The 17401-nt window shown below is 59.1% G+C and carries 18 protein-coding genes; 10 read left to right on the top strand and 8 right to left on the bottom strand.

Going from position 1 to position 17401, the window contains the following annotated elements:
- Positions 1 to 346: 346 nt before the first annotated feature.
- The gene (gene tyrS, locus ACLEJR_RS19410; RefSeq protein WP_440815861.1) at positions 347 to 1546 is read right to left on the bottom strand and encodes a tyrosine--tRNA ligase; all 1200 of its coding nucleotides are present in this window, start codon (positions 1544 to 1546) and stop codon (positions 347 to 349) included.
- A 210-nt stretch (positions 1547 to 1756) separates the two neighbouring features.
- Here tyrS and ACLEJR_RS19405 point away from each other — a divergent pair, with 210 nt between their 5' ends.
- Both ACLEJR_RS19405 and ACLEJR_RS19400 read left to right on the top strand, forming a co-directional pair.
- Positions 1757 to 3172, top strand: coding sequence for a peptidoglycan DD-metalloendopeptidase family protein (locus tag ACLEJR_RS19405; protein WP_440796467.1), 1416 nt, complete (start codon positions 1757 to 1759; stop codon positions 3170 to 3172).
- Between the two features lie 3 nt (positions 3173 to 3175).
- Positions 3176 to 4267 carry an anhydro-N-acetylmuramic acid kinase gene (locus ACLEJR_RS19400; RefSeq protein WP_440815859.1) on the top strand — a complete coding sequence of 364 codons (1092 nt, stop codon included), beginning with the start codon at positions 3176 to 3178 and terminating at the stop codon, positions 4265 to 4267.
- A gap of 67 nt (positions 4268 to 4334) precedes the next feature.
- Here ACLEJR_RS19400 and erpA read toward each other — a convergent pair whose 3' ends face one another.
- Complete coding sequence (erpA, locus tag ACLEJR_RS19395; protein WP_003177727.1) at positions 4335 to 4685, bottom strand: iron-sulfur cluster insertion protein ErpA; 351 nt, start codon at positions 4683 to 4685, stop codon at positions 4335 to 4337.
- Between the two features lie 133 nt (positions 4686 to 4818).
- Positions 4819 to 5853 carry an N-acetyl-gamma-glutamyl-phosphate reductase gene (gene argC, locus ACLEJR_RS19390; protein WP_440815857.1) on the bottom strand — a complete coding sequence of 345 codons (1035 nt, stop codon included), beginning with the start codon at positions 5851 to 5853 and terminating at the stop codon, positions 4819 to 4821.
- A gap of 134 nt (positions 5854 to 5987) precedes the next feature.
- On the opposite strand from argC, the gene hemJ reads away from it, so the two are divergent.
- The 6 genes from hemJ (at position 5988) to coq7 (ending at position 10421) form a co-directional block, all read left to right on the top strand.
- Positions 5988 to 6419 (top strand): protoporphyrinogen oxidase HemJ, encoded by a 432-nt coding sequence (hemJ, locus tag ACLEJR_RS19385; RefSeq protein WP_440815855.1) that lies wholly within the window; start codon positions 5988 to 5990, stop codon positions 6417 to 6419.
- Positions 6420 to 6455: 36 nt separating this feature from the next.
- Positions 6456 to 7424 (top strand): NAD(P)H-dependent flavin oxidoreductase, encoded by a 969-nt coding sequence (locus ACLEJR_RS19380; RefSeq protein ID WP_440815852.1) that lies wholly within the window; start codon positions 6456 to 6458, stop codon positions 7422 to 7424.
- 51 nt (positions 7425 to 7475) lie between these two features.
- The gene (locus ACLEJR_RS19375; RefSeq protein ID WP_440815850.1) at positions 7476 to 8429 is read left to right on the top strand and encodes a DUF805 domain-containing protein; all 954 of its coding nucleotides are present in this window, start codon (positions 7476 to 7478) and stop codon (positions 8427 to 8429) included.
- Positions 8430 to 8491: 62 nt separating this feature from the next.
- Positions 8492 to 9280: an SDR family NAD(P)-dependent oxidoreductase gene (locus ACLEJR_RS19370; RefSeq protein WP_440796461.1), complete on the top strand. Its 789-nt coding sequence runs from the start codon at positions 8492 to 8494 to the stop codon at positions 9278 to 9280.
- Positions 9281 to 9360: 80 nt separating this feature from the next.
- A complete protein-coding gene (locus ACLEJR_RS19365; RefSeq protein WP_440796460.1) occupies positions 9361 to 9699 on the top strand; it encodes a histidine triad nucleotide-binding protein in 339 nt (112 codons plus the stop codon).
- A gap of 74 nt (positions 9700 to 9773) precedes the next feature.
- On the top strand, positions 9774 to 10421 hold the full coding sequence (gene coq7 / locus ACLEJR_RS19360) for a 2-polyprenyl-3-methyl-6-methoxy-1,4-benzoquinone monooxygenase (protein WP_440815848.1): 648 nt from the start codon (positions 9774 to 9776) through the stop codon (positions 10419 to 10421).
- A 67-nt stretch (positions 10422 to 10488) separates the two neighbouring features.
- Here the strand turns inward: coq7 and ACLEJR_RS19355 are convergent, their stop codons facing one another.
- Positions 10489 to 10911, bottom strand: coding sequence for an OsmC family protein (locus ACLEJR_RS19355; protein WP_440815845.1), 423 nt, complete (start codon positions 10909 to 10911; stop codon positions 10489 to 10491).
- Between the two features lie 230 nt (positions 10912 to 11141).
- Here ACLEJR_RS19355 and crp point away from each other — a divergent pair, with 230 nt between their 5' ends.
- Entirely contained in the window at positions 11142 to 11786 is a 645-nt protein-coding gene (gene crp / locus ACLEJR_RS19350) for a cAMP-activated global transcriptional regulator CRP (RefSeq protein ID WP_245139161.1), read from the top strand.
- Here the strand turns inward: crp and ACLEJR_RS19345 are convergent.
- The 4 genes from ACLEJR_RS19345 to ACLEJR_RS19330 are packed head-to-tail and all read right to left on the bottom strand — an operon-like array spanning position 11783 to position 14974.
- The gene (locus ACLEJR_RS19345) at positions 11783 to 12484 is read right to left on the bottom strand and encodes a lipoate--protein ligase family protein (RefSeq protein WP_440815843.1); all 702 of its coding nucleotides are present in this window, start codon (positions 12482 to 12484) and stop codon (positions 11783 to 11785) included. The genes crp and ACLEJR_RS19345 overlap by 4 nt on opposite strands.
- 4 nt (positions 12485 to 12488) lie before the next feature.
- Positions 12489 to 13325 (bottom strand): indole-3-glycerol phosphate synthase TrpC, encoded by an 837-nt coding sequence (trpC, locus tag ACLEJR_RS19340; protein ID WP_440815841.1) that lies wholly within the window; start codon positions 13323 to 13325, stop codon positions 12489 to 12491.
- A complete protein-coding gene (gene trpD, locus ACLEJR_RS19335) occupies positions 13322 to 14371 on the bottom strand; it encodes an anthranilate phosphoribosyltransferase (protein WP_440815839.1) in 1050 nt (349 codons plus the stop codon). The genes trpC and trpD overlap by 4 nt, the downstream gene beginning before the upstream one ends.
- Before the next feature lie 9 nt (positions 14372 to 14380).
- A complete protein-coding gene (locus ACLEJR_RS19330) occupies positions 14381 to 14974 on the bottom strand; it encodes an aminodeoxychorismate/anthranilate synthase component II (RefSeq protein WP_440796450.1) in 594 nt (197 codons plus the stop codon).
- 412 nt (positions 14975 to 15386) lie between these two features.
- On the opposite strand from ACLEJR_RS19330, the gene estP reads away from it, so the two are divergent.
- Positions 15387 to 17294: an esterase EstP gene (gene estP, locus ACLEJR_RS19325; RefSeq protein WP_440815836.1), complete on the top strand. Its 1908-nt coding sequence runs from the start codon at positions 15387 to 15389 to the stop codon at positions 17292 to 17294.
- Positions 17295 to 17401 lie beyond the last annotated feature (107 nt).

Genomic DNA, 17401 nt, shown 5'->3' with positions numbered 1-17401 from the left:
CATCTGTCAAGCGGTTATTTCAGGAAGTTTTCAAAGTTTCGTTTGAGAAACCACAACAACTTCAACCACTTGCGCTTCCGATCTCTCGTTAGCGGGAGGCGAATTCTACAGCGTTAGCCGCTGCTGTCAACACCTCTTTTTACCGCTTTCGACCGAGAAGATCGAACCGTCAACGGGCACTACCACACTGCCCTGTTGACTCCCTCCAGGCCTCGATGAACTGAAGCAGCCCGCCGTCGAAAACTAAGTAACTCATTGAATTTCAAGGAGTTTTCCGTTTCGACTGCGCCGGAAGTGGGGCGAATTATAGACACCTGAAATCTGCCGTCAACCCTTGATTTCAGTTTTATTCGAATTTCAGCGTAATACGCGCAAAAGCCTTCTTGCCCGCCTGGCAAACATGGGTAGAACCCAGCTTATATATATAAGCACGATCAACCACTTCACCATCTACACGCACACCACCCGACCCCAGGAGGTCTCGCGCCACCGCAGCGTTCTTGACCAATCCGGCTTTATTGAGGACGGCCGCGATTGGCATATCCTCAACAGCAACCAATTCGATCTCCGGCAGATCTTCCGGCAGCTCACCATCTTTCATCCGATTGCCCGCAGCGCGGTGAGCACTGGCCGCAGCCTCTTCACCATGGAAACGCGCAACAATTTCTTCCGCCAGCTTGATCTTGATATCCCGCGGATTCGCACCCGCCTCGACATCAACACGAAAAGCGTTGATCTCCTCCATGGAGCGGAAGCTCAGCAACTCGAAATAACGCCACATCAGCGCATCCGGAATCGACACCAGCTTCCCGTACATCACACCCGGAGCCTCTTGAATGCCGACGTAGTTGCCCAATGATTTGGACATCTTCTTCACGCCATCCAGGCCTTCCAACAACGGCATGGTCAGAATGCACTGGGCTTCCTGGCCATAACTGCGCTGCAGCTCACGCCCCATCAGCAGGTTGAACTTCTGGTCCGTGCCGCCAAGCTCTACATCAGCGCGCAAAGCGACCGAGTCATAGCCCTGAACCAGTGGATAGAGGAACTCGTGGATGGCGATTGGCTGATTGGTCGTGTAACGCTTGTCGAAGTCATCGCGCTCAAGCATACGAGCCACGGTGTATTGCGACGTCAACCGAATGAAGTCCGCCGGCCCCATCTGATCCATCCAGGTGGAGTTGAATGCCACTTCAGTCCTGGCCGGATCGAGAATCTTGAAAACCTGGGTCTTGTAGGTCTCGGCATTGTCGAGAACCTGCTCGCGGGTCAGCGGTGGACGCGTCGTACTCTTTCCGCTCGGATCACCGATCATTCCAGTGAAGTCGCCGATCAAGAAAATGACCTGATGCCCCAGCTCCTGGAACTGACGCAGCTTGTTAATAAGCACGGTATGCCCGAGGTGCAGGTCGGGCGCGGTCGGGTCAAAACCAGCCTTGATGCGCAGCGGCTGCCCGCGCTTGAGCTTTTCGATCAGCTCGGACTCGACCAACAGTTCTTCCGCACCACGTTTGATCAGCGCTAGCTGCTCTTCAACCGACTTCATAACAGACCCGCAAGGCTCAGATTCAAAGGGCCCCAACCATACAAGATCGCGCACCAAATACAAGGTTTGGCCAGCGCACTGGCGCCAATCCACGAACAGAGCGTCCGCGGGCTTGCTTCGAAGGGGTTTTGGTTATATTTTATACAGTTATTTCATCTTCATCATGTCATTCATCTTTTCCAATTCATCTTTTTTAAAGTCAAATTACTTATGACCACCGAACCGTCTAAAGCGCCGCCGCTTTACCCGAAGACCCACCTGCTCGCCGCAAGTGGCATCGCCGCCCTCCTCAGTCTGGCGCTGCTGGTGTTTCCATCCAGCGACGTTGAAGCCAAAAAGACGACGCTGAGCCTTGAACTGGAAAGCCCTGCTGAACAACTGACACAAGAACAAGACGCTGCCGAAGCCGTTCAAGCCACAAACGAACCGGCCGCCTCTCCTTTTGCCCAGATTGACAACAACTCCGAAGAAACCACCGAAGCGGCCCAGGCGCAGCCTCCTGCCGTAGAAGAAAAGAAAGGACCAGACCATCGCGAGGTGATTGTTGCCAAGGGTGACACGCTTTCCACCCTCTTCGAAAAGGTCGGCCTGCCTTCAGCTTCGGTTCACGAAATCCTGGCGAGCGACAAGCAAGCCAAACAATTCACCCAACTGCAACGCGGCCAGAAACTCGAATTCGAACTCAACCCAGAGGGCCAGCTGACAAATCTGCATACCAAGCTGAGCGACCTGGAAAGCATCACCCTGACCAAAAATGGAACGGGCTATGTCTTCAACCGCGTCACCGCCAAGCCAACCGTCCGTTCAGCTTATGTTCATGGCGTCATCAACAGCTCGCTGTCGCAATCGGCCGCACGCGCCGGGCTGTCCCATAGCCTGACCATGGACATGGCCAGCGTGTTTGGCTACGACATCGACTTCGCCCAGGATATTCGCCAAGGCGATGAATTCGATGTCATCTACGAGCAGAAAGTGGTCAACGGGAAAAGCGTCGGCAACGGCCCGATTCTTTCCGCCCGTTTCACAAACCGCGGCAAGACGTACACAGCAGTTCGCTACACCAACAAACAAGGCAACAGCAGCTACTACACTGCCGATGGCAACAGCATGCGCAAGGCATTCATCCGCACGCCGGTTGATTTCGCCCGCATCAGCTCGAAGTTTTCCGCAGGCCGCAAACACCCAATCCTGAACAAGATTCGTGCCCACAAAGGAGTCGACTACGCAGCTCCTCGTGGTACGCCGATCAAGGCCGCCGGTGACGGCAAGGTATTGCTGGCCGGGCGCCGCGGCGGCTACGGCAATACTGTCATCATCCAGCACGGCAACACCTACCGCACACTCTATGGCCATATGCAGGGCTTCGCCAAAGGCGTGAAGACCGGCGGCACCGTCAAGCAAGGCCAGGTTATCGGTTATATCGGTACTACCGGCCTGTCTACCGGCCCGCACTTGCACTACGAGTTCCAGGTCAATGGCGTTCACGTCGATCCACTGGGCCAGAAACTGCCGATGGCCGATCCGATCGCCAAATCCGAGCGCGCACGCTTCCTGGCGCAGAGCCAACCGCTGATGGCACGCATGGACCAAGAGAAGGCCACCATGCTGGCTTCGAGCAAGCGCTGAGCCATGGCGCTTTATATCGGTGTGATGTCCGGGACCAGCCTGGACGGTTTGGATATCGCACTGATCGAACTGGCCCCGGCGATCAAATTGGTCGCCACGCATTACATCCCGATGCCCGCCTCTCTGCGCACCGAACTGCTCGGATTGTGCAGCAGCGGGCCCGATGAAATCGCCCGCTCTGCCATGGCCCAACAAAGCTGGGTGAAGCTTGCCGCACAAGGCATTCATGCCCTACTCAACGAACAGCAACTCAAGCCTGAAGACATCAAGGCGATTGGCAGCCATGGCCAGACCATCCGCCATGAACCGGCGCGAGGCTTTACCGTCCAGATCGGCAATCCCGCACTGCTGAGTGAGTTGACTGGCATTACCATCGTCAGTGATTTCCGCAGTCGAGACGTGGCCGCCGGCGGACAAGGCGCCCCTCTGGTTCCAGCGTTTCACGAAGCGCTGTTCGAGGAGAGGATCGGTAATCGCGCTGTACTGAACGTTGGCGGCTTCAGCAACCTCAGTCTGATCGAACCCGGAAAGCCGGTCGCCGGCTTTGATTGCGGCCCCGGCAACGTGTTGCTCGATGCCTGGATACACCAGCAGAAGGGCGATCATTTTGATCGCGATGGTCGATGGGCTGCCAGTGGAAACGTCGAGCCGGTCCTGCTGAAGGCGATGCTCAGCGACCCGTTCTTTGCCACCAAGGGCCCGAAAAGTACTGGTCGCGAAGTCTTCAATCTGCCATGGCTGACCCGACACCTGTCACTGCTGCCAAGCATCCCCGCGCAAAATGTACAGGCGACACTGCTCGAGCTGACGGCGTTGACCATCGTCGAATCCTTGCAGCACGCTCAACTGGACACCCAAGAGTTGCTGGTATGCGGAGGCGGCGCGCACAACGGGACACTGATGAAACGTCTGGGCGAATTGCTGCCCAAGACCCGGGTCAGCAGTACTGCCGTATACGGTGTAGACCCTGATTGGGTCGAGGCCATGGCGTTCGCCTGGCTGGCCCACTGTTGCCTGGAGGGTATTCCAGGCAACCGTCCAAGTGTCACCGGCGCCCGAGGCTTACGCGTACTCGGCGCCATTTACCCTGCTTGAGCAATAGTGCCGGACAGCAAAACGCCGCAGGGCCGTGAGGCACCTGCGGCGTTTTGCCAACGAGCCGTCAGATCGAGAACGAAGAACCGCAACCACAGGTGGTGGTAGCGTTCGGATTCTTGATCACGAAACGCGACCCTTCCAGACCTTCCTGATAATCCACCTCGGCACCCGCCAAGTACTGGAAGCTCATAGGGTCCACTACCAGGCTGACGCCTTCGCGCTCGACGATGGTGTCGTCCTCGGCCACTTCCTCATCGAAAGTGAAGCCATACTGGAAACCCGAACAACCGCCGCCCGTGACGAATACGCGCAGCTTCAAACGATCATTGCCCTCTTCATCGACCAGGCTCTTCACCTTGTGCGCGGCACCGTGGGTGAATTGCAAAGCCGTGGGGGTGAAGGTTTCGACGCTCATGCTGAATATCTCCCGGCGCTTACGCCGCCATAATGCGTGATGGCGGGCATTATCCGCTTCTCCTACAAAATCGGTCAACTATTTGCGCAGCCGCAAGTCTTTCACTTCAAACTTGCAGTTTGCGCAGCCGCCATCAAGGCAACATGCCCGCATGGGACAAGCCCAAGCGCTCATCCAGCCCGAACAGGATGTTCAGATTCTGTACAGCCTGGCCGGACGCGCCTTTGACAAGGTTATCAATGACCGACAGGACCACCACCAGATCGCCATCCTGAGGACGGTGCACAGCAATCCGGCAAACGTTCGCACCGCGAACGCTACGGGTTTCCGGATGGCTTCCGACAGGCATCACATCGACGAACGGTTCATTGGCGTAGCGTTTTTCGAAGAGCGCCTGCAAATCCACCGAGCGATCAACGACAGTCGCGTAAAGGGTGGAGTGGATGCCACGGATCATTGGCGTCAGGTGTGGCACGAAGGTCAGGCCGACCTCCTTGCCTGCAGCCCGACGCAACCCCTGGCGGATTTCCGGCAAATGACGGTGACCTTTGACCGCATAGGCCTTCAGGCTTTCCGACGTCTCGGAGTACAACGAACCCACACTGGCGCCACGCCCGGCACCGCTGACACCGGACTTGCAGTCGGCGATCAGGCGCGAGGCATCGGCCAGGCCGGCCTCCAGCAAAGGCAGGAAGCCCAGCTGGGTAGCGGTCGGATAGCAACCGGGTACCGCGATCAACCGCGCCTGCCTGATTTTCTCGCGATTGACCTCCGGCAAGCCATAGACCGCTTCATCGAGCAACTCGGGCGCGCCATGGGGTTGGCCATACCATTTGGCCCACTCATCGGCATCCTGCAGACGAAAGTCCGCCGACAGGTCGATGACCTTGGTCCCGGCGGCCAGCAGCTCGCCTGCCAAGGCATGGGCAACGCCATGGGGCGTGGCGAAGAACACCACGTCGCAAGCGCCCAGGGTCTTGATATCCGGAACGCTGAACGCCAGCCCATCGTAATGGCCTCGCAGGTTTGGATACATGTCGGCAACGGCCAGGCCAGCCTCGGATCGGGAGGTGATGACCACCACCTCAGCTTGCGGATGCTGCGCCAACAGACGCAGCAGTTCGACACCGGTGTAACCCGTGCCGCCGACGATACCGACCTTGACCATAAACCTGCCCTCAACGAACCCACTGGAAAGCCGTCGATGATAGGGGCCACGCGGCGGCGCTACAACTGTCAAGGTGACGTGTGGCCGCCCTAACCTCTACTATCGGGCCACCGTGAATCTGGGAATCAACCAAAATGCTCTATCTATGGCTCAAAGCGCTCCACATTGTCAGCATGGTCTGCTGGTTTGCCGGCCTGTTTTACTTGCCTCGGCTGTTCGTCTATCACGCGCAGAGCGAAGACAGTATCAGCAAGGAACGCTTCAGCGTCATGGAGCGCAAGTTGTATCGCGGCATCATGGGGCCGGCGATGGTCGCCACCCTGGTGTTCGGTATCTGGCTGCTCAGCCTCAACGCCGGCGCCTACTTTTCCCAAGGTGGCTGGATGCACGCCAAGTTGACCCTGGTCGTGCTGCTGATCGGCTATCACCATATGTGCGGGGCCCAAGTGAAACGCTTCGCCCGTGGCGAAAACACCCGCAGCCATGTCTTTTATCGCTGGTTCAATGAAGTGCCGGTTCTGATATTGCTGGCTATTGTAATTCTGGTCGTGGTTCGTCCGTTCTAACCTCCAATCGGCATCACCTAACCGGGGGACACCTCTATGTCATTGCCCGCTCTGCTCGCACAATGCCTGCGCCTGCCCGTCGTGGCGGCACCGATGTTCCTGATTTCCAATCCTCAGTTGGTACTGGCCTGCTGCCGCAACGGCATCGTCGGCAGCTTCCCGGCGTTGAATCAGCGCGAGAGCAGCGGTTTCGAGGCATGGCTGGAAGAAATCGAAGCAGGCCTGGCGACATTGGACAATCCCGCGCCCTACGCAGTGAACTTGATCGTGCACCACAGCAATCCACGGCTCGAGGCCGACCTGGCCATCTGCATCGATCACAAGGTGCCGATCGTCATCACCAGCCTCGGCGCGGTGAAGGAACTGGTCGATGCGGTCCACGGTTATGGCGGCCTGGTCTTTCATGACGTGACCACCCGCCGCCACGCCGAAAAGGCCGCCGAAGCCGGCGTCGATGGCCTGATCGCCGTCGCCGCTGGCGCCGGTGGGCACGCCGGGACCTGGAGCCCGTTCTCGCTGATCGCCGAGATACGACAATTCTTCGATAAAACCCTGTTGCTCGCAGGATGCCTTAACCATGGCCATCAGATCCTCGCGGCACAGTTGCTTGGGGCAGACCTGGCCTACTTCGGCACACGATTTATCGGCACCACCGAAAGTCATGCACCTGACGCTTATAAAGATATGTTGCTCACATCCAGAGCCGCCGACATCGTGCATACTCCCGCGGTGTCCGGGGTGCCTGCCAGCTTCATGCGCCAGAGCCTGGAGAACGCCGGTTTTGACCTGGCGGCCCTGCAAGGCAAGGGCGAAGTGGATTTCGGCTCGAAACTCAAACCGCTGAACGATGAAGCCAAGGCCTGGAAGACCGTCTGGTCCGCCGGCCAGGGCGTCGGTGAGATCCATGATCTGCCCAGCGTCGACCAGTTGGTTGCACGCCTGGACGAGGAGTACCGTCAGGCACAAGCCCAAGCGGCACGGCTTGGCGGACAATGGCCGCGCTGAAGCAAGCCGATAAAAACATAACATCAACTTCCATAGACAAGGATGCCGGGCATGAATGAGACCCGCTTCAATATCGTATTCGACGGAGCGCTGCTGCCAGGCGTCGATGCCAACACAGCCAAGTTCAATCTCGCCGAGCTGTTCAAGAGCGATGTCAGCGCCATTGAACGACTGTTCAGTGGCAACAAGGTGGCCCTGAAAAGCAACCTGTCGCACAACGAGGCGCAAAAGTACCTGGAAGCGCTCAATAAAAGTGGAATCGATGCCCGGATCGAAGCCGAGCCAGGCCTGCAATTGAGCCTTGGTGAAGTGCAGGAATCACCCCAACCCACTGCACACCAATCGGCCCCGACCATCGAACCGGTCTCCCCTTACGCACCGCCCCGGGCCCATGTGGGCGAGGCCGTGGCCGAATACGCAACGCTCAAGCCGTTCAGTTTCGATGGGCGGATCGGGCGCCTGCGCTACCTGGCCTGGACCATGGTGTTGACGTTGGCCGTCATGCCGGTGGTCGGCCTGGGCTTCTGGCTGGGCACGACCTGGCTGTTAGCTTCCAACTCGTTGGCGGCTCTGGTCATCGGCGGCCTGTTCGCCGCTGTGATCCTGTTTGCCTTTGCCTTCGTGAGCATCCAGTTCAACGTCCAGCGCCTGCACGACCTCGGCTGGTCGGGCTGGTTGTGGCTGGTGAACCTTGTGCCGGTGGTGGGCAGCATCTTCCCGTTCGTCCTGATCTTCGCCCCAGGCAACGCCGGTGCCAACCAATACGGCCCGCCTCCGCCGCGCAATACCACTGCGGTCAAGGTACTGGCGTCGCTTTGGCTGGTGATGATCGTGCTGATTTTCCTAGCCACATTCGCCGGCATCTTCGGTGCTCTCCAGGGGGACTACGACAGCAGCGCCTTGAACAGCTATGAAAGCAGCGAAGCCATCGAACCTGCTGATGAAGCTGCGGAACCTGCGACCGAACCTGGCGATCCTTCTGTAGACTCTGAAGAGGAACAATAAACGCGTTCGGTGCCGGTGACAGTTCAGTCCACCGGCGGCGGGCCGTTGCGATGGAGAACTGCATGACCCGTTACGCTCTGATCACTGGCGCTTCCAGTGGCCTTGGCCTGGCCATGGCCGAAGCGCTGGCCCGGCGCGGCCGCAACCTGATTCTGGTGGCCCGACAGCGTGATCGGCTGGAAAGTATTGCAATAGAACTGACTCAACGGTTTGGCGTCGAGGTGCTGTTCCGCGCCTGCGACCTGAGCGAACCGTTGAGGCTTTCAGGCTTTCTCCTGGAACTGGAGGAAGGCGAACGGCAGATCGACCTGCTGGTCAACTGCGCCGGCATCGGCACCAGCGGCCCGTTCCTGGGTCAGGACTGGATGACAGAGCAGGACCTGATCGAGGTCAACATCCTCGCCCTGACGCGTCTTTGTCACGCCGTTGGTAATACCATGGCATTGCAGGGGGGCGGCCAGATCCTCAACGTAGCATCGATTGCCGCGTTCCAGCCCGGGCCGTGGATGAGCACCTATTACGCCAGCAAGGCCTACGTATTGCATTTCTCCGAAGCCCTGCGGGTCGAACTGAAGAAGTGTGCGATCAAAGTCTCCGTGCTTTGCCCCGGCCCGACCCGCACCGGTTTCTTCGCCCGGGCACAGCTGGATGAGCATAAATGCGACGCCAACACGTCGATGATGAGCCCGGAAGAAGTCGCGCTGTACGCTGTACGCGCACTGGACCGCAACCGAGCAATCATCATCCCCGGACGGCGCAATCGCTGGCTGGCGGCGCTGCCCCGATTCGGATCGCGCTGGCTGGTCCGGACCATCGCCGGCAGGATCAACAAGGCCTATTGCCCGCGCTGACACCTGGACGTTAAAAACCCAGGCTCGACAACCGAGCCTTCAGTACACTCGACTTCGACTAACCCAACGGAGAAACAGCTGTGGATACTCTGTTTACCAAGATCATCAACCGGGAGATCCCGGCCAAGATCATTTACGAGGATGACCAGGTCCTGGCCTTCCATGACATCGCCCCGCAGGCGCCCGTGCATTTCCTGGTCATTCCGAAAAAGCCGATCCGCACGCTCAACGACCTGACCGAAGAAGACAAGGGACTGGCAGGACATATCCTGTTCACCGCCCAGCGCCTGGCCCTCGAGCTGGGTTGCGAGCAAGGTTTCCGCGTGGTGATGAACTGCAATGAACTTGGCGGCCAAACCGTCTATCACATTCATATGCATGTGCTGGGTCAACGCCAGATGAATTGGCCACCGGGTTGATAGCCTGACCCAACGCAAATGTTCAGCGGCCGGTTGGGTTAAACTGGCTGCCGTGATTTTTCCCGGAGGTAAGCATGACTACCCAACGTCACTACTCGCCGATTGACCGCCTGCTGCTGCAAGCCGATACCGCGATGCGCACGCTGCTGCCCTTCAGTGGTCAGCCGTACCGCCCATCCCCGGCCATCGTACAGCCGGACGCGCAATTGAGTGACAAGCAAAGCCGCCATGTCGCCGGCCTGATGCGCATCAACCACACAGGCGAAGTCTGTGCCCAGGCGCTGTATCAGGGCCAGGCGCTGACCGCAAAGCTGCCGCAGGTGCGTGAGGCGATGGAGCATGCCGCCGAGGAGGAAATCGATCATCTGGTGTGGTGTGAGCAGCGGATTCGCCAACTGGGCAGCCACACCAGCGTCCTGAATCCACTGTTCTACGGAATGTCTTTCGGTATTGGCGCAGTAGCCGGGTTGATCAGCGACAAGGTCAGTCTCGGCTTCGTTGCGGCGACTGAACACCAGGTGTGCAAACACCTGAACGAGCATCTGGAGCAACTGCCGGCCGAGGACGGAAAATCCCGGGCGATCCTGGAACAGATGCGCGAGGACGAAGAGCACCACGCCGAGAGCGCGCTCGAAGCCGGCGGTTTTCGCTTTCCGGCCCCGGTAAAGTTCGGCATGAGCCTGCTGGCCAAGGTCATGACCAAAAGCACTTATCGGATCTGACAACAAGGGCATGCGCGATGAGGGAGGCAGCTCCCTCACGCAGTGAATCTTCAGCGCGGGACGCGGCTCAACCCAATTCGATGATTTCGTAATCGTGGGTGATTTTAACACCTGCGGCGCCCAGCATGATCGAGGCCGAGCAGTACTTTTCGGCAGACAGCTCAATGGCGCGCTTGACCTGCGCTTCCTTCAAGGCCCGCCCCTTCACCACGAAATGCATGTGGATCTTGGTAAATACTTTCGGATCTTCAGTGGCACGCTCCGCTTCCAGGAAGGCTTCACAACTTTCAACAGCCTGGCGGGACTTCTTGAGAATGCTGACCACGTCAAAGTTGCTGCAGCCACCTACGCCCAGCAGGAGCATTTCCATCGGTCGAACGCCCAGGTTTCTACCGCCTGCGTCTGGCGGCCCATCCATGACGACCACATGACCGCTGCCTGATTCGCCGAGGAACATGGCTTCGCCAGCCCATTGGATGCGTGCCTTCATCGCCAAGACTCCACTGTTAAAAAAGGGTCGCCAGCTTAGCACAGCGATTTGAGATGACGGCCCCCGCCTTAGGAGGCCGGGCGTCTGCCTGTAAGTAAATTCTCGAAATAATTACAGATGCCTCTGTTAAGCTGGCGTCATCTCGCTGGCTTTTGGCCAGCTTTTAGCGATAGCCAATCGCGCCCACATAAAAACCAAACCCCACACGCGAAGTCTTTCGGGATACAACCATGGTTGCCATTACTCCCACGTTCAAGATCAAGAATCTCGACAAGCTCTTGATGCATTGCCAGCGTCGCCGCTACCCAGCCAAACACAACATCATTTGCGCGGGGGATCGTTCTGAAACGCTGTTCTTCATCATCAAGGGTTCGGTCACGATCCTGATCGAGGACGACGACGGGCGGGAGATGATCATCGCCTATCTCAATTCGGGCGATTTTTTCGGCGAACTGGGATTGTTCGAGCAGGCGGGCAAGGAACAGGAACGCAGTGCCTGGGTGCGTACCAAGGTCGAATGTGAAGTCGCGGAAATCAGCTACTCCAAGTTCCGGGAACTGTCTCTGCAAGATCCGGACATTCTTTACGTCCTCAGCGGACAAATCGCACAGCGCCTGCGTAACACCACCCGCAAGGTCGGCGACCTCGCGTTCTTCGACGTGACCGGACGTGTCGCACGCTGCCTGTTGGAACTGTGCAAACAGCCCGACGCCATGACCCACCCGGACGGCATGCAGATCAAGGTGACCCGTCAGGAGATCGGGCGGATTGTCGGTTGCTCGCGGGAAATGGTCGGTCGCGTGCTCAAGGATCTGGAAGAACGCAACCTGGTCAGCGTCAAAGGCAAGACGATGGTGGTGTTCGGAACCCGTTAGGCGCCCAGCAGATCAATCAGTAGCTCTCGATACAGCGCTTCGAGCCGCGCGAGCGCATCAGGCGCCGGGAATTTTTCATGCAATGCGATGTGGCTCTCGGCGCGCACCCGTTGCTCCAAGCCACAGGCTTCATTGAAGCGATTGACCGCAGCGACCATCGATTCTCGTTCGTCGTCCAGCAGAAGTGCGCCATGCACCAGCCCCACCGGACGCTGACCGCCTTTGCTCTGGCGCCAGCGCTGCGCGGTGCCGACCATTTTCCGGCCGTCGAGGTTGACGTTGAATCGCCCGTCGCAAAAGGCGCCGTCCACTTCTCCCAGCGACGCGACACCGCCCATTTCATCCAACAGCTCGCAGATCGGATCACACAACCGTCGGTACGCGGTTTCGATCCGGCCGTGGTCGCCTTCGCTGCGCGGCGGGGCGTAGACCAGGGCGATATTGACGGTAGCGGCCGACTGCGGCACCGGCTCACCACCGGTCTCCCGTAACAGCACGGGCCAACCGTTGGCAGCCGAGACCGCACTGGCGTGTTCAAACCCTGCCAGGCGACTCAAACGACGTGGCATCACCAACGCACGATCGCTGGGTTGCCAGAACAACAGGCCGAACTCGGCATCGCCCGCGCAAATGCTCGCCAGCAGGTCCTGTTCGGCTTGCAGCCCGCCTTCGACGGTCAGGGAAATCGTTGGCGACATGGGCTCAGTCCAGTGTCGAACCGCTGACCGGCAGGCCGCGCTCCGGGAAGAACAAGCGTTGCAGTTCCGTACCCGGGCTCTCGGCCCGCATGAACGCTTCGCCCACCAGGAACGAATACACATCGCTGACTTCCATCAGCTCTACATCCGCGCGGTTGAGAATCCCGCTTTCGGTGATAACCAGGCGATCACGCGGAATACGAGGCAGCAGGTCCAGGGTGGTTTCCAGACTGACTTCGAAGGTGTGCAGGTTGCGATTGTTCACCCCGACCAGCTTGGTATCGAGGGTCTTCAGTGCCCGCTCCAGCTCGTCACCATCGTGGACCTCCACCAGGACATCCAGCCCCACGCCTTTGGCGACTGCCGCCAGCTCGGCCATTTTCACATCGTCCAGGGCCGAAACGATCAACAGCACGCAATCGGCACCCAACGCACGCGCCTCGACGATCTGGTACGGATCGATCATGAAATCCTTGCGGATCACCGGGAGTTTGCAAGCGGCCCGCGCCTGCTTCAGGTAGTCGTCGGCCCCTTGGAAGAAGTCGATGTCAGTCAGCACCGACAGACAGGTCGCGCCGCCCTTCTCGTAGCTTTTGGCGATGTCCGCCGGCACGAAGTGTTCGCGGATGACGCCCTTGCTTGGCGAGGCCTTCTTGATCTCGGCAATCACTGCCGGCTGTTTTTTCTTGGCCTGATCGATCAGCGCCTGGGCGAAACCACGCGGCGCGTCCGCCGAGCGCGCAAGGCTTTCCAGCTCGGCCAGACTGACGCGAGCGCTGCGCTCGGCCACTTCTTGAGCCTTGCGAGCCAGAATGTTTTCCAGAACCGTTGGCACGCTCATCCTTCGTTCTCCACTTTGAATACGGCGGTAAATGCGCCCAATTCTTCGAGTTTTTCCCGGGCAAGGCCAGTGTGCAACGCATCGTGGGCCAGCTCCACGCCCTGCTTGAGGCTGCTGGCATGGTCGGCGGCGTACAACGCAGCGCCGGCGTTGAGCACGATCATCTCGGCAGCTTTCTGGCCGTTCTCAGTCTTGCGCCGCCCCAACGCATCGCGGATCAGTTCCAGCGATTGGGCCGGACCGTCGACCGCCAGGCCGTGCAAGCTCTGGCTTTTCATGCCCAAGTCTTCAGGTTCGACCCAATACTCGCTGATCTGATCATTTTTCAGTTCCGCCACAAACGTCGGTGCCGCCAGGCTGAACTCATCCAGGCCATCCTTCGAATGCACCACCAGCACGTGCTTGCTGCCCAGGCGTTGCAAGACCTCGGCCAGCGGCCGGCACAAAGCCTGGCTGAACACACCGACCACCTGATGTTTAACGCCAGCCGGATTCGTAAGCGGGCCGAGCATGTTGAACAGGGTGCGCAATCCCAGGTCACGACGGGGAGCAGCGGCGTGCTTCATGGCGCTGTGGTGGGTCTGGGCAAACATGAAGCCGATGCCGACATTGTCGATGCAACGTGCGACCTGCACCGGGGTCAGGTTCAGGTAGATGCCCGCCGCCTCCAGTAGATCGGCGCTGCCGCTCTTGCCCGAGACGGCGCGGTTGCCGTGCTTGGCAACGGTGCAGCCGGCCGCTGCGACGACAAATGCCGAGGCAGTGGACACATTGAAGATATTGGCGCCGTCACCGCCGGTGCCAACCACATCCACGACGCCGTCCAGGGTCTTGAGCTCGACCTTGTCCGCCAGCTCGCGCATGACCGAGACTGCACCGACGATCTCATCGATGCTCTCGCTCTTCATGCGCATGGCCATCATGAACGCGCCGATCTGCGCATCCGTGCATTGCCCGGTCATGATTTCGCGCATCACATCGCGCATCTCTTCGGTGCTCAGGTCGAGATGGCCGACAATACGGCTCAGGGCTGTCTTGATATCCATGAAAAGTCCTTAGCGCGTGCCGCCGGTTTGTTTGAGGAAGTTGGCGAACAGCTCGTGACCCTGCTCGGTGAGAATAGACTCGGGATGAAATTGCACACCTTCGATATTTAACGTCTTGTGTCGCAGCCCCATGATTTCATCCACCGAACCGTCTTCAAACTGGGTCCATGCGGTCAGTTCCAGGCAGTCAGGCAGGGTTTCTCGCTTGACCACCAGAGAGTGATAGCGAGTGACGGTCAGCGGACGATTCAACCCTTCGAAGACACCCTTGTCCTCGTGGAATACCGGGCTAGTCTTACCGTGCATGACTTGGCGGGCCCGCACGACGTCACCGCCGAATGCCTGGCCGATCGACTGGTGTCCCAGGCAGACACCGAGGATCGGCAACTTGCCGGCGAAGTACTTGATGGCGTCGATGGAGACGCCCGCTTCGGTCGGCGTGCAAGGACCGGGCGAGACCACGATGCGCTCGGGCTTGAGGGCTTCGATCTGCGCGATGGTCAGTTCGTCGTTGCGCACGACCTTGACCTCGGAGCCCAGCTCACCGAGATACTGCACAACGTTATAGGTAAAGGAGTCGTAGTTATCGATCATCAGCAACATGGCGTTAGCAACCTTTTGAATTCACTGACTTTAAATACAGCCTTCGGATAATGACCCGCACGGTACTGCCGTTGGCGAGGCGTGTAGTGCCCCGGCGAAGCGGCGTTCAAGCAGGTAAAGAAGGCAAATCGGTACAGGTCCGGCGTAGCCGGCGGAGAATAATTCAGGCGCGCCAACGCCAGCGGGCGTGTGCCTTGATCATTTGATCCGGAAGTTTGCTGACAATCGACACAGGGACAGTCTCGTTCATACGTCCCGGCACAGTAGCCTAGCTGGACGGAGCACGCAATATGACGGATCCCGAAGGGCCTTGAAACAATTCAGGATGCTCAGGATGGATGGCAATGCGCAGGAAGTTTTTGGTACTGTCGTTTCGTTTTCTAACAAAAAAAAGATAAAAACGGACTTTCCCATGATCAAACAGAAGTTGTTCGTACCGCTTGCCGGCTGCCTGCTGGCGATGGCCTGTGCCCAGGCGAGCGCCGCCCCCAATCCCTATTCCAAGTTCGTCGTGTTCGGCGACAGCCTCAACGACGCCGGCCAGTTCGCCGACCCGAACGGTCCACCCGGATCCACCGAGCGTTATACCAATCGCACCGGACCGAACTATCACGGCGGCAGCGGCGAAAGCTATTCCTCCAACTCAACCCAACTGCTCGGCGGGCGCTTGGGCTACTCCGCCGACCAGACTGCCGCCTCCACATCGGCGGTTCGCGCTGAACAGGGCCTGGCGGACGGCAATAACTGGGCAGTGGGCGGTTATCGCACCGACCAGATCCTCGAATCGATCACCGGCGTGTCCGACACCGGAGACCGCAGCCGTCCCGGCTATCTGCAATCCAATGGGCTGCGGGCCGATCCGAATGCACTGTATTACCTGTCCGGTGGTGGCAACGACTTCCTTCAAGGCCGAGTACTGACCCCCGAACAAGCGAACGCTGCTGCCGATCGCCTGGCTGACAGTGTCCAGGTACTGCAAACCGCCGGCGCCCGTTATGTCATGGTCTGGCTGTTACCCGACCTGGGCTTGACCCCGGCACTCAACGGCAGCCCCCTGCAAGAACCCTTCTCGCAACTGGGCAATCAATTCAACCAACAATTGATCACGCGACTGCAAGGCATCGACGCGGAAATCATTCCGTTGAACATCCCTCTTCTGTTGAAGGAAAGTTTCGCCGATCCAGCACGATTCGGACTCGCCACCGGCGAGAACCTTACCGCCACCTGCTTCAGCGGCAACGGCTGCACCGAAAACGCCACCTATGGCATCAACAGCGCTACCCCTGATCCCAGCAAACTGATCTACAACGACGCGGTCCACCCGACCGAGGCCGGGCAGAAGCTGATTGCCGACTACGCCTACTCGCTGCTGGCCGCGCCCTGGGAGCTGACGCTGCTCCCGGAAATGGCCCACTCGACCTTGCGGGCGCATCAGGACGAATTACGCAACCAATGGCAGTCGGACTGGGAGAACTGGCAGGCGGTCGGCCAATGGCGAGCGATCGTCGCAGGCGGCGGCCAGCACCTGGATGTGGACAGCCAGGACAGCGGCGCCAGCGCCAACGGCAGTGGCTACAGCCTGAACATCGGGGGCAGCTACCGCCTCGACGACGCTTGGCGCGTTGGCGTAGCCGCCGGGTTCTACCGCCAGGATATGGAGGCCGGCCACAACGATTCGGACTACAAACTCAACAGCTACCTGGCGACCGCGTTCGCCCAGTTCCAGCAAAACCGTTGGTGGGCCGATGCAGCCTTGACCGGCGGCAAGCTCGACTATGACAGCCTGAAACGCAAGTTCGACCTGGGCGTCAACCAGGCACAGGAGAAAGGCGATACCGATGGTCACCTGTGGGCGTTCAGCACCCGCGTGGGCTACGACATTGCCCAACCGGGCAGCGAATGGCACTTGTCGCCATTTGTCAGCGCCGATTACGCGAAGGTGGAAGTCGACGGCTATTCGGAAAAGAGCAATCGCTCCACGGCGTTGACCTTCGATGACCAGAACCGCGATTCGAAACGCCTGGGGATCGGCCTGCAGGGCAAGTACAACCTCACCCGCCAGACCCAGGTTTTCGGTGAGTATGCCCACGAACGCGAGTACGAAGACGACACGCAAAAAGTGAACATCGCCCTCAACAGTCTGCCGGCCAATGACTTCACGCTGGAAGGCTATACGCCCCAGAGCCACCTCAATCGCCTGAGCCTGGGGGTCAGCCACAAGTTGACCAACGACCTGGCGCTGCGGGGCGGCTATACGTTGCGCAAGGATGATGACCTTACCCAGCAGGGGGTGAGCCTGGGGGTCAGCCTGGATTTCTGACCGTTGGGAAATCCTGTGGGAGCTAGCCTGCTCGCGATGAGGCCCATCCAGTCAGTATCGACATTGAATGGAAGACCGCTATCGCGAGCAGGCTAGCTCCCACACTG

The organism is Pseudomonas sp. SMN5, from assembly GCF_052041925.1.
Taxonomy (GTDB): Bacteria; Pseudomonadota; Gammaproteobacteria; order Pseudomonadales; family Pseudomonadaceae; genus Aquipseudomonas.
This window is presented reverse-complemented; position numbering and strand designations above follow the sequence as displayed.